Below are 11,768 nucleotides of genomic sequence, written 5' to 3' on the forward strand. Positions count from 1 at the left end.
CTGGCCCACCCCAGCGCCGCGCCGCCTATGTCTCGACGCTGGAAGTGCTGGCCCCCTGACGGTCGGCATCCGCATCGCCATCCCGCCCGGCCTGTCGCCCGACCTGTTCGTCGGGCGACAGCGGGCGGGCCGCGTCACGACGCTCGGTGGCCCGACCATGGGCACAAGCTGGTCAGCGCATATCGTCGATCCGCCCGCTAACTGCGCGGCGGAGATCGAGGCGGTGCTGGCCCGCATCATCGCGCAGATGAGCAATTGGGAGCCGGACTCGGTCATCAGCCGCTTCAACCGCACGGCTATCGGCACATGGATGCCGCTGCCCGCCGACATGCTGACTGTCCTGCGCGCAGGCCTCGCCATGGCCCGGCTGTCGGACGGCGCGTTCGATCCCGCCATCGGCCATCAGGTCGACCGATGGGGCTTCGGTCCCGCCATCCTCCCCCGCCCCGATGCCGCCCCCTCGACCCCGCCCTGGCAGGCGATCGAGATTGACGGCGTTGAGGCCCGCCGCCTCGCCCCGGTCGCGCTCGATTTCTCCGGCATCGCCAAGGGGTTCGCCGTCGATGCCGTCGCCGCCCGGTTGCGCGCCATGGGCCTTGCCAACTTCCTCATAGAAATCGGCGGCGAACTGCGCGGCGAAGGCATCAAGCCCGACGTCCAGCCCTGGTGGGTGGATGTCGAATCCCCGCCGGACCTCTCCATCCCGGTCCTGCGCGTCGCCCTGTCCGGCCTGTCGGTCGCCACCTCCGGCGACTATCGCCGCTACCGCCTGGAAGATGGCCGCCGCCGCTCGCACAGCATCGACCCGGCGACCGGCGCGCCCAGCGAAACCGGCGTCGCCTCGGTCACCGTCCTGCACGACAGCGCGATGCACGCCGACGCCTGGGCCACCGCGATCACCATCCTCGGCCCGGTGCGCGGCATGACCCTCGCCACCCGCCATGCCCTCCCCGCCCGCCTGATCCTCCGCACGGACACCGGCGCACAGGAATATATGACGCCAAAACTCGCCGCGATGCTGGAATAGGGCGGGATCAAACCCTTCCAATGTAGGATTATGTCTGATCTATCCTGGTGGATGACGTCCCCCGCGCCGCTGCGATCATGCCGCCTTATGCTGTCGCCTAACAGGCGCGCGACACGAACTTTTGTGTCGCGCAACTGGCGCGTCACTGTCGCGCTAAAGATACGATCCTGTGGCTTTGCCGCTGCAAATGCCTCCTATCGGGCAAAATTCATCCGACGACGGTGTGAACTTCGAGCTGTGACCCCAGCGTCAGTTTTCCGCGAGGCCGCCCACCTGCCGCATCCGGGTGAAGATGTTCCAGGTCGCGATGAACAGCGCGGCGATCACCGGGCCGATGACGATGCCGTTGAAGCCGAACAGCTCGATCCCGCCCAGCGTCGTGATCAGCACCACATAATCGGGAATCCGCGTATCGCGACCGACCAGGATCGGGCGCAGCACATTGTCGACCATGCTGATGATCAGGACGCCACACGCCACCAATATGATCGCCTGCCAGATCGCCCCGCTGGCGAACAGATAGATGGCGACCGGCACCCACACGATGGCCGTGCCGACCGCAGGCAGCAGCGAAAAACGCCCCCATCAGCACCGCCCACAGCAAGGCACCTTCGATCCCCAAGGCCCAAAAGACGATGCCCCCGATCAGCCCCTGCACGATGGCGACGACGATGCTGCCCTTGATGGTCGCGCGGATGACGATGACGAATTGCTGGATCAACGCCTGGCGCTGGCTGGCCCGCAACGGCGCGGCCGCGACGATGCGCTGCGACAGTTTTTCGCCATCGCGCAGCAGGAAATAGGAGAGGTAGAGCATGACGCCCAACGCCATGAAGAAGCTGAACGCGCTCTGGCCGATCTGAAACGCCTGCGCCGCCAGCACCCGGAAACTGCTGGTGATGCCCTTCGTCACCATCGCCTGCGCTGCGTCGAAATTGCCCAGGCCCAATCGCCGCAGATAAGGTCTCGTCCATTCGGGCAGCGCCGCCACCATCTGCGAAAAAAGGCGGGCAAAGTCGATCTCGCCGGTCTGGACCTTGCCGTAAAAATAGGCCGCTTCCTGCAACAGCGCCGCGCCCAGGACGAAGGCCGGAATGATGACGATCGCCAGGATCAGGAACAGCGTGATCAACGCCGCGCCGTTGCGGTGGGTCGGCATATGCCCCAATATATTCCGGTAAATCGGCGCAAACAGGATAGCCGCGATCACGCCCCACAAAATCGCGGCAAAGAAGGGCTGGATCACCATCAGGAAGGCGATCGAAACCAGCAGCACGACGCCCAGGAAGAAGCCGTCCTCTATCTTGGGCGAGACCTGCAAGGGCGACGGAGGCGTTTGGGTGTCCATGCCCGCTCCTTCGCAAAATTCGGCGATCAAATCCATCGCCTAACGACCATCCGCCGCTGCCCTCTGTCCTTTTGTCGTTTCCATCGATAGAGAAGCCGTTTCCTTGGGCAATTGGGGCGTTGAGCAACCGTGGCACGCGAAATCACCGGATTTTCCAACCCGCTGGTGAAGCGTGTCCGATCCTTGCGCGAAAAGAAGTTTCGCAAGGCCGAAGGGCTGTTCCTGGCCGAAGGCTTGCGCATCCTGACCGAAGCGCGCGAGGAAGGCGTGTTGCCCGAAATGCTGTTCCACGCCGGGTCCACACATCCGCTCGCTGCAGAGTTGATCGCGGCGATGGAAGCGGCGGGCGGCGACGTCATCGAAACCAGCGCCGACATCCTGTCCAAGATCAGCGGCAAGGATAATGCCCAGGCCGTGGTCGGCGTCTATCGCGACCGGCTGACGCCATTGGACGCGCTTGATCGCACCAAGGCCGACATCTGGATCGTCGCGCAATCGCTGCGCGACCCTGGCAACCTTGGCACCATCTTGCGCACCGGCGACGCGGTGGGCGCAGGCGGCCTCATCCTGATCGACGATTGCGTCGATCCCTTCTCGGTCGAATCGGTCCGCGCCTCGATGGGGGCGCTGTTCACCCAGTCGATCACCCAGGCGCGCTGGCCCGAATTCATGACCTGGCTGCGCGCTGGTCCCGGCGAACTGATCGGCACCAGCCTCAAGGCAACCCATGATTATCAGGAACCGCGCTACCAAAGCCCGTCCTTCCTGCTCGTCGGCAATGAAGCGCAGGGGCTACCCGAAGCCTATGAAGCCGAATGCGACCTGTTGGTGAAGATGCCCATGCTGGGCAAGGCCGACAGCCTGAACGCAGCGGTGGCGACGGCGGTAATGGCCTATGAATTGCTCAACCAGAAACGCAAAAACGGATAGCCGTCATCCCAGCGAAAGCTGGGATCTCACTTCTTTTGGGAATGGCTAACAGAAGGGAGATTCCAGCGTTCGCTGGAATGACGAGAGGGGTAAGCGAGATGAAACAGATGAGCGGCATCGGCGAAATGTGGCGGCACAAGCGCGTGCTGACGGCCAGCCTGGTCGGCACGGCCGTCGAATTTTACGACTTCTACATCTACGCCACCGCCGCCAGCCTGATCTTCCCGGCGCTCTTCTTCCCCTCCTCATCGCCGACGGCGCAGCTCATGGCCTCCTACGGCAGCCTCGCGCTCGCCTTCTTCGCCCGACCGCTCGGTGCCGCTGTCTTCGGCCATTATGGCGACCGCGTCGGGCGGAAGGTGACGCTGGTCACCTCGCTGATGCTGATGGGCGGCTGCACGCTGGCCATCGGCTTCCTGCCCACCCATGCGCAGATCGGCTGGTGGGCGCCGCTCATCCTGTGCCTGCTGCGCTTTGGCCAGGGGCTCGGCCTTGGCGGCGAATGGGGCGGCGCGGCGCTGCTGGCGGTGGAAAATGCCCCGCCCGGCTGGCGCGCGCGCTTTGGCATGTTCCCGCAATTGGGCGCACCCGTCGGCTTCATCGCCGCCAATGGCCTGTTCCTCATCCTGGGCACCATCCTGACCGAAGAGGAATTTTTCGCCTGGGGCTGGCGTCTGCCCTTCCTCGGCAGCGCGGTGCTGGTGTTCCTTGGCCTCTGGGTCCGCCTCAAACTCACTGAAACCCCCGAATTTGCCGCCGCCCAGGCCGAAGCGCCACCGCCCGCCATGCCCTTGGCATCGCTGTTCAAACATCATCTGGGCGCAGCGATCGCGGGCACCTTCGCCGTCGTCGCCTGTTTCGCCATCTATTATATCGCGACCGCCTTCGCGCTCGGCTACGGCACCACCACGCTCAAAATCGACCGCAGCGATTTCCTCTCGATCCAGCTCGGCGCGATCCTGTTCATGGCGGTCAGCATCCTCATTGCAGGCTGGTGGGCGGACAAGACCAGCCCGACTCGTGTCCTCGCCTGGGGCTGTGTCGGCACCGTCTTCATGGGGCTGATCTTCGGCCCGATGATGGGCGCGGGCACGCTGCTGCCCATCTTCCTGATCCTTAGCCTCGCTTTGTTCCTGATGGGCTTTGTCTATGGGCCGCTGGGGGCCTATCTCCCCGCCCTCTTCCCGATCCAGCTCCGCTACACCGGCGCGTCCTTCGCCTTCAACCTTGGCGGCATATTGGGCGGCGCGCTCGCCCCGATCGTCGCCACCTGGCTGATAGCGGTCCAGGGCGTGGAATTTGTCGGCCTCTACATGTCGGCCGCCGCCGCGATCAGCTTGGCGGGCCTGTGGTGGACCAGCCGCCGATAAGGCAGCGCAAAAGAAAAGGGCGGCGCTCCCGATGGAACGCCGCCCTTTCCTGTGCCTACGCTATCCCGTGGGACAGCCGAGGGATCAACCCTCGGTGCGCACGTCGCGGCGCTCGGCGATGCGAGCGCGCTTGCCGGTGCGGCCGCGCAGATAATAGAGCTTCGCACGACGCACCACGCCACGACGGACGACGGTGATCGAATCGATGTTGGGCGAATAGAGCGGGAACACACGCTCCACGCCTTCGCCGAACGAAATCTTGCGCACGGTGAAGTTCGAACCCATGCCCTTGTTCGAACGCGCGATGCACACGCCTTCGTAATTCTGGACGCGGCTCCGTTCGCCTTCGACGACCTTCACGCCGACGCGCAGCGTGTCGCCAGCGCGGAATTCAGGGATTTCTTTGCCGAGGGCGGCGATGTTTTCCGCCTCGATCTGCTGGAGGATGTTCATGAAACGTCAGTCCTTCAAGTCGCGTTGCGCACCAGAGGGCGACTGGACCCGAACGCCGCTGTGACGTTCCCAAAGGTCCGGCCGCCTTAGCCGTGTATCATCGACCGCCCTTTGTTTCCGCCAGGCGGCGATCTTCGCATGATCCCCCGATCGCAACACCTGCGGGATCGTGCGCCCCTCCCATTCGACCGGTCGGGTATAATGCGGATATTCGAGCAGCCCTGTTTCAAAGGACTCCTCGACTCCGCTCGAAGCCGCGCCCATTACACCGGGAAGCAGCCGGACGCAAGCATCCAGCAGCAGCAGCGCGCCCATCTCGCCGCCCGACAGGATGATGTCGCCCATGCTGACCTGCTCGATCGGCCGGGCGTCGAAAATCCGTTCATCGAACCCTTCGAACCGGCCGCACAGGATGGTCGCGCCCGGCCCTTCCGCCAGTTCGCGCACCCGCGCCTGCGTAATCGGCACCCCGCGCGGCGTCATGGCAAGGACGGGCAGGTCGGGCCGCCGCTCCAGCGCATGGTCGACCGCTTTTGCCAGGATGTCCGCGCGCAGCACCATCCCCGCGCCGCCGCCTGCAGGCGTATCGTCCACCGTGCGATGCTTGTCGGTCGCAAAATCGCGGATATGGATGGGATCGCAAGCCCATTTCCCCTCGGCCAATGCGCGCCCCGCCAGCGATATCCCCAGCGGCCCCGGAAACATCTCCGGGTAGAGCGTCAATATCTGCGCAATAAAGCTCATCGCCGCCGCGCCCGCATCTTGGCGGCCGACCATCCGCCGCCCAGGCACAGCGCGCCACACAAAAGCAGCGTCAAACCCATGGCCCGCAACAGGTCGGCAAAGGGCCGCGCTGGCTCGATCAGCGCTGGCAACAGCATGAGGAGCGGGAAAGGCAGGATCAGCGCAACCGCTGTGGCGATCTTCACGCCACGCGACCAGCCAAGGCCGAACAAGCGCCAGCCAGCAGCCAGCATAGCGATCAAATAGAGAGCGGTCAGTATCTGGGGCATCACCAGCGCTTAGGCGATGCCAGCCGCAGCGTCCAGATGGGTGCTATCAGGGTGCCCGCACCGTGAAGGATAGTTCCTGTATCTGCGCATCAGGCGTCGGGGCCAGCAAGATCGTACCCGCCACCCGCCCGCGCTCGCACGTCCAGGTGAACCGCCCCGCCAGAGCGCCAGTCGCGACGATCGGCGCATCGCTCTCGCATGTCCCGACCTCCTGCTTCACCGCCGCGATCTTTTTGCGCCACTGCGCCGCATCCCGGTCCATTAGGACATTCATCGCCAGCCGATCGCGCGCCGCCAGCACATCGCCCGCCGCATAGATGCGCCCCGCCGCTGCATAACCGTGCGCCAACAGCGCCGACACCGGGATCGTCCGGGCGATCAATGCCCCCGCTTTGTGCAACGCCACAGCGGCGTCCCAGGCGGGGCCACTGCCGCCATTATAGGTGCGGTTGGTGAAGACGAAGATGCCCACGCCATAGTCAGGCATCAGCATGACATGGCTGCCATAGCCCGGATAGCCACCGCCATGCGCCAATGTCAGTCCCAGGTCGCAATCCTGCGCCACGCGCATCGCAAACCCGTAGGCCACCGCTTGTCGGCATGCTGTCGCCCCGCTCGCGCCATTGCGCTGCGCGACCCCCATGAAATTGCTCCCCTGCGCCAGCATCCGCACCGAAGCGCGTGCTACCGGCCCTGCCTCCGCATCATCGCGGGCAGGCCAGGCCGACAGCAGGAAGGCGACCCAGCGCGCATAATCCTTGGCGCTGGTCTGCAAGCCCCCCATCGCCCCGAACGCCCCGTCCGCCATGGTCGGCTCTACGCTCCAGCGCCCATCCTCCCAGCGATAGCCGATCGCGCGCTGCTCGACCGGCCATTCGCTCACCTGATAGCCGCTCGACGCCATGCCGAGCGGGGCCAGCAAATGGCCTTCGACATAGCGACGATAGGGTTGGCCCGACACATTGGCGATGATCCGCCCCAGCAGCGCATAGCCGAAATTGCTATATTCATAACGCGTGCCCGGCGCAGTGCTGAACGGTACGCCCCGTTGCAGCATCCGGGTAAAATCCGCTTCGGGCAGAGGCGTCTGTCGATCCCCCCAGGGATTATCATCCACCAGTCCCGCACTATGAGTCAGCAGGTCGCGGATGCGGATGCGCGGACTGTCCTTGGTCGGATAGGTCCATCCCCGCATTTCGGGAACATGCGCTTCAGCCAGATCGTCCAGGCCGAGCTTACCCTCGTCGCGCAAATTCAGGATGGCGAGCGCGGTGAAGGCCTTGGTCATCGACGCGATACGGAACAGGCTGTCGGGCGTAACGGCACGCTTATGCACCAGATCCTGCACGCCCAACCCCTTCACATGGACCAGCTTGCCATCGGCCACGATGCCATAGACGAGCCCTGGTGCCCGACTATCCACCTGAAAATCAGCGAACAGCCGGTCGATCTCAGGAATTGTAGCAGCGATCTTCTGCGCGTCGGCGGCATGGGCAGCGCAAGGAATGACGGCGAGGAGCAGGATGAGAAAATATCGCATCACCGCGTCCAGTCCTCCACACGCAAACCGGGGATATCCTTGAAATCGGCAAGGTTGCGCGACACCAGCGCCGCATCGAGGGACAATGCATGCGCGGCAATGAGCCGATCGAAACTACCCCGCCTGAATGGCATGGCAGCATAGGCTTGCGCCGCAGCTTCATCGAAAGGCAGGATGCCCACTTCCGCGACAAAGGCAGCCAGCGCGTCCGACGCCGGCGGCTTGCCCTGCATCGTACCATAGGCCAATTCGGCATAGGTGATGGAAGAGATGAAAAGACTGCCCGCAACCTGGTCGGCCATGCGCGCGATCAATGCGGGATAGACGCCGGTAAACACATAGATGCAGCTATTGGTATCCAGCAGCCGCATCATGCCCCGGACGCATCACGGCCGAGCAGGTGCCAATCGCGCGGAGAATCGTCGAAATCCTCGCGCGGCAAGGGTTCCAGCCACGGGGCCTTGCCCGCGAACTTGCTGACATCGATCTTGCGTTCGCTATGCGCGGGTTCGAAACTATATTTACCCTGCTCTTCGCGCAGGGTCATTTCCGCGCCCTCTTTCAGGCCAAGAGCCTTGGGCAAGCGCAACGCCAGGCTGTTACCAGACTTGAAGACCTTGGCCTTATATTCCGCGCTCATGGCAATGCCTCTCGTATATACTGACCGTATATACTACTCCACGAACAGCGCGTCAATCACCGCCCGCTCCGCGTCCAGCGTCACCGCATGCATCGGAGCCATGAAGCGTTTGCCGGGCTTGCCCTCGACCGATGGCCGCTGGACTTCGATGATGTCGCCCGCGCCGAAATTCTCGATCGCAATGATCTCGCCCAGGGCCTCGCCCTCGCTCGAAACGCACGGCAGGCCAATAATGTCGGCATGATAATATTCGCCCTCGGCCAGCGGCGGCAGGGCGGATCGCGGAACGGTCAGCGCCGTGCCGCGCAGGGCTTCGGCCGCGCCGCGATCACCGATCTCGGCAAAGCGGGCGACCGCGCCATTGGGGCCAGGGCGCACCGACTTCAACGTCAATGTGCGCCCCGCCGCATCGAAGCTGCCATAGGCTTTGAGGCTTTCGGCCCCTTCGCCAAACAGCTTGAGACGGACTTCGCCCGCCACCCCATGCGCCCCGACGATCGCGGCGAGCGTGACGGGCTTGTCCGTCAAGAGGATCAGCCCTCAGCCTGTTCGGCCGCGGCTTCCTCAGCGGGAGCCTCTTCGACAGCAGGCGCTTCTTCGACGGCAGGCGCTTCTTCAGCGGGCGCTTCGGCAGGGGCCTTGGCGGCTTCTTCCGCCGCGATGCGGGCTTCTTCGGCTTCAGCCAGCTTGGTCGCACGGTCTTCGGCGCGATCCTTGGCCTTCTGGCCCGGCACAGCCTTGTTCGGGTTGTTGCGGACGATCCGCTCCTTCACGCCTGCGGCGTCGAGGAAACGGGCAACGCGGTCGGTCGGCTGCGCACCAGCGGCAACCCAATGCTTCGCGCGCTCGACGTCCAGGATGATGCGCTTCTCGTCGCCCTTGGGCAGGACGGGGTTGTAGCTGCCGATGCGCTCGATGAACTTACCATCGCGCGGTGCGCGGCTGTCGGCCACGACGATGCGATAATAAGGGCGCTTCTTGGAACCACCGCGCGAGAGACGAATGGACGTTGCCATGGAACTTAACCTTTCTGACTTGAATATATATGTTTGATTTCGTCATCCCAGCGTAAGCTGGGATCTCTCTTCCCCTTGAAGAAGTGAGACCCCAGCTTGCGCTGGGATGACAGGTTACTTCACTTCTTCATGAAATTCTGAAAGCCCGGCGGCAGCTTGGGCATGTTACCGCCCAGCCCGCCCAGGCCCGACAGGTCGGGCGCACCCGCGCCGTCCGGCCCGCCGAGTCCACCCATACCCCCACCGCCACCACCGGTGAACATCTTGGCCAGCCCCTTGAGGCCACCCATTTTGCGGATCTTCTTCATCGCCGTTTCCATCTCCTGATGCATTTTCAGGAGACGGTTGACGTCCTGCACGGTCCGCCCGGCACCCTTGGCGATGCGGATCTTGCGCTTGGCATTGATCAGCGCGGGGCGTTCCCGCTCCTTGGGCGTCATCGACCCGATCATCGCGTCGAGATGGATCAGCGTCTTGTCGTTCGCGCCGCTATTGGCCATCGCCGCCTGCGCTTTTTTAAGGCCCGGCAACATGCCCGCCAGCGCGCCCAGGCCACCCATGCGGCGCATCTGGTTAAGCTGGCTGCGCAGGTCGTTCATGTCGAACTGACCCTTTGCCATTTTCTTGGCGAGCTTGTCGGCCTCGTCCGCATCGATGCTTTCGGCCGCCCGCTCGACCAGCGACACGACATCGCCCATGCCCAAAATACGCTGCGCCACGCGCTGCGGATGGAAAGGCTCCAGCGCATCGAGCTTTTCGCCCGTGCCCGCAAATTTGATCGGACGGCCGGTAACCGCCCGCATCGACAGCGCCGCACCACCACGCGCATCGCCGTCCATCCGGGTCAGCACGACACCGGTCAGCGGCACCTGCGCGGTGAAATTCTGCGCGACATTGACCGCATCCTGGCCGGTCAGCGAATCGACCACCAACAGGATTTCGGCGGGGCTGCTGGCATCGGCCACAGCCTTCATTTCGTCCATCAGCGCCTGGTCGACATGCAGACGCCCGGCGGTGTCGAGCATCACCACGTCGAAGCCCTGCAGCTTGGCCGCCTGCAGCGCGCGCTTGGCGATATCGACCGGCTGCTGCCCGGCGATGATCGGCAGCGTCGCGACGTCGCATTGCGTGCCCAGCACGGCCAACTGCTCCTGCGCGGCCGGACGCTGCACGTCGAGCGACGCCATCAGCACCTTCTTGCGCTCACGCTCTTTCAGGCGCTTGGCGATCTTGGCGGTCGTGGTCGTCTTGCCCGACCCTTGGAGGCCGACCATCATGATGACGGCGGGCGGCGCCACGTCGATCATCAGGTCCGACGTTTCGGACCCCAGCGTTTCCGTCAGCGTGTCGGAAACGATCTTGACGACCATCTGCCCCGGCGTAACCGACCGCAGCACGTCGCTGCCGACAGCCCGCTCGGTTGCCTGATCGACGAACTGACGCACGACCGACAGGGCGACATCGGCTTCCAGAAGCGCGATTCGCACCTCGCGCATCGCGGCGCGGACATCGTCCTCCGTGAGCGCACCGCGCCCCCGAAGCTTCTCGAATACTCCACCCAGACGATCGCTCAGCGAATCGAACATCATCACCTCAATTGGACCAAAAGGTCCGAAAAACAACAGCTACCCTGCCAAAACGACAAAATCGCCGGTGGGCGAAACCTCGCCAACCAGCGTCCATACAAAACGCCTGGTGCATCCTGTTTTCAGGGCGCGCGCTCAATGGATTTGTCAGGGACCGAACGGCAAACCGCTCGATGCTGGGCGTGCGCTTAGAGGAAAGCGGGCGGAATGGCAAGCGCAGCGCGCGGACGGACTGGTGGAAGAGCCGCGCCACGGTCGTCATTGCCGCGAAAGCGGGGATCCATCTCCCCAGCGCCGCACTTGGGAGGCCGCAAGAAGATGGCTTCCCGCCTTCGCGGGAAATGAGAGATGGGTGGTTCGCAAACACCCATCAAACACCGTCACCCCGGACTTGATCCGGGTGTGGATTCACATTGGAAGTGCAACGGGATGAATGTTTCGGCTGGAGTTTTGAAGCCGAGGCATTTTCTGGGTGTGTTATTGTAGTTTGCGATGATGGCGTCGATGGCTTTGCCAGGCAAGGTTTCGAGGTTTGTTTTGCGGGGTAGATTTCGTCGCAGGCGACCTATGGCGTTTTTCGACGCCGCCTTTCTGCCAAGGTGCGCGGGGATCGCAGAAGTAGGCGTTGAGGCCGAGTTGGCTAGCAATGAACTGGTGGCGGCTGAACTCAGTTCCGTTGTCGAAGGTGATCGATTGTCGCAGATCGGCGGGCATGGGGCGGAGCATCCGGACAAGGGTAGCTGCCACAGGATCGGCTTTCAGGCTGTTCTGCTGCACGGCGATGGTGAGGCGTGAATGTCTCTCGTGGGCGACGAGAATGGCCTGCCCAGCTATCGAGAAGAGCA

At 63.8% G+C, this 11,768-nt stretch carries 12 protein-coding genes and 2 pseudogenes; 3 read left to right on the forward strand and 11 right to left on the reverse strand.

Annotation, left to right across the window (positions count from 1 at the left end):
• Positions 1-157: 157 nt before the first annotated feature.
• Positions 158-1,027, forward strand: coding sequence for an FAD:protein FMN transferase (locus BF95_RS23135; protein ID WP_043154895.1), 870 nt, complete (start codon positions 158-160; stop codon positions 1,025-1,027).
• 249 nt (positions 1,028-1,276) lie between these two features.
• On the opposite strand, the pseudogene BF95_RS23140 reads toward BF95_RS23135, so the two are convergent.
• Positions 1,277-2,375 (reverse strand): annotated as a pseudogene (locus BF95_RS23140) (AI-2E family transporter).
• 129 nt (positions 2,376-2,504) lie between these two features.
• Here BF95_RS23140 and BF95_RS23145 point away from each other — a divergent pair.
• Both BF95_RS23145 and BF95_RS23150 read left to right on the forward strand, forming a co-directional pair.
• The gene (locus BF95_RS23145; protein ID WP_043154873.1) at positions 2,505-3,305 is read left to right on the forward strand and encodes a TrmH family RNA methyltransferase; all 801 of its coding nucleotides are present in this window, start codon (positions 2,505-2,507) and stop codon (positions 3,303-3,305) included.
• A gap of 107 nt (positions 3,306-3,412) precedes the next feature.
• Positions 3,413-4,675 (forward strand): MFS transporter, encoded by a 1,263-nt coding sequence (locus tag BF95_RS23150; RefSeq protein WP_152542904.1) that lies wholly within the window; start codon positions 3,413-3,415, stop codon positions 4,673-4,675.
• 84 nt (positions 4,676-4,759) lie between these two features.
• Here BF95_RS23150 and rplS read toward each other — a convergent pair whose 3' ends face one another.
• The 10 genes and pseudogenes from rplS to BF95_RS26825 form a co-directional block, all read right to left on the reverse strand.
• Positions 4,760-5,128: a 50S ribosomal protein L19 gene (gene rplS, locus BF95_RS23155; RefSeq protein ID WP_037479649.1), complete on the reverse strand. Its 369-nt coding sequence runs from the start codon at positions 5,126-5,128 to the stop codon at positions 4,760-4,762.
• Between the two features lie 6 nt (positions 5,129-5,134).
• Complete coding sequence (trmD, locus tag BF95_RS23160) at positions 5,135-5,872, reverse strand: tRNA (guanosine(37)-N1)-methyltransferase TrmD (protein ID WP_043154896.1); 738 nt, start codon at positions 5,870-5,872, stop codon at positions 5,135-5,137.
• The gene (locus tag BF95_RS23165) at positions 5,869-6,141 is read right to left on the reverse strand and encodes a hypothetical protein (RefSeq protein ID WP_043154875.1); all 273 of its coding nucleotides are present in this window, start codon (positions 6,139-6,141) and stop codon (positions 5,869-5,871) included. The genes trmD and BF95_RS23165 overlap by 4 nt, the downstream gene beginning before the upstream one ends.
• Positions 6,142-6,187: 46 nt before the next feature.
• Positions 6,188-7,681, reverse strand: a complete 1,494-nt coding sequence (locus BF95_RS23170) for a serine hydrolase domain-containing protein (RefSeq protein WP_043154876.1) — start codon at positions 7,679-7,681, stop codon at positions 6,188-6,190.
• Positions 7,681-8,055, reverse strand: a complete 375-nt coding sequence (locus tag BF95_RS23175) for a type II toxin-antitoxin system VapC family toxin (protein WP_043154878.1) — start codon at positions 8,053-8,055, stop codon at positions 7,681-7,683. The genes BF95_RS23170 and BF95_RS23175 overlap by 1 nt, the downstream gene beginning before the upstream one ends.
• Positions 8,052-8,321 carry an AbrB/MazE/SpoVT family DNA-binding domain-containing protein gene (locus BF95_RS23180; protein WP_043154881.1) on the reverse strand — a complete coding sequence of 90 codons (270 nt, stop codon included), beginning with the start codon at positions 8,319-8,321 and terminating at the stop codon, positions 8,052-8,054. Before BF95_RS23180 ends, BF95_RS23175 begins: the two co-directional genes overlap by 4 nt.
• A 33-nt stretch (positions 8,322-8,354) precedes the next feature.
• Positions 8,355-8,849, reverse strand: coding sequence for a ribosome maturation factor RimM (rimM, locus tag BF95_RS23185; RefSeq protein ID WP_043154884.1), 495 nt, complete (start codon positions 8,847-8,849; stop codon positions 8,355-8,357).
• A 5-nt stretch (positions 8,850-8,854) separates the two neighbouring features.
• Positions 8,855-9,337: a 30S ribosomal protein S16 gene (gene rpsP, locus BF95_RS23190; protein WP_043154888.1), complete on the reverse strand. Its 483-nt coding sequence runs from the start codon at positions 9,335-9,337 to the stop codon at positions 8,855-8,857.
• Positions 9,338-9,456: 119 nt separating this feature from the next.
• Positions 9,457-10,926: a signal recognition particle protein gene (gene ffh / locus BF95_RS23195; RefSeq protein WP_043154890.1), complete on the reverse strand. Its 1,470-nt coding sequence runs from the start codon at positions 10,924-10,926 to the stop codon at positions 9,457-9,459.
• Positions 10,927-11,303: 377 nt separating this feature from the next.
• A pseudogene (locus tag BF95_RS26825) lies at positions 11,304-11,768 on the reverse strand (IS30 family transposase); the annotation flags it as partial.

The organism is Sphingobium sp. Ant17 (assembly GCF_000588875.1).
In the GTDB taxonomy this organism is placed as follows: domain Bacteria; phylum Pseudomonadota; class Alphaproteobacteria; order Sphingomonadales; family Sphingomonadaceae; genus Sphingobium.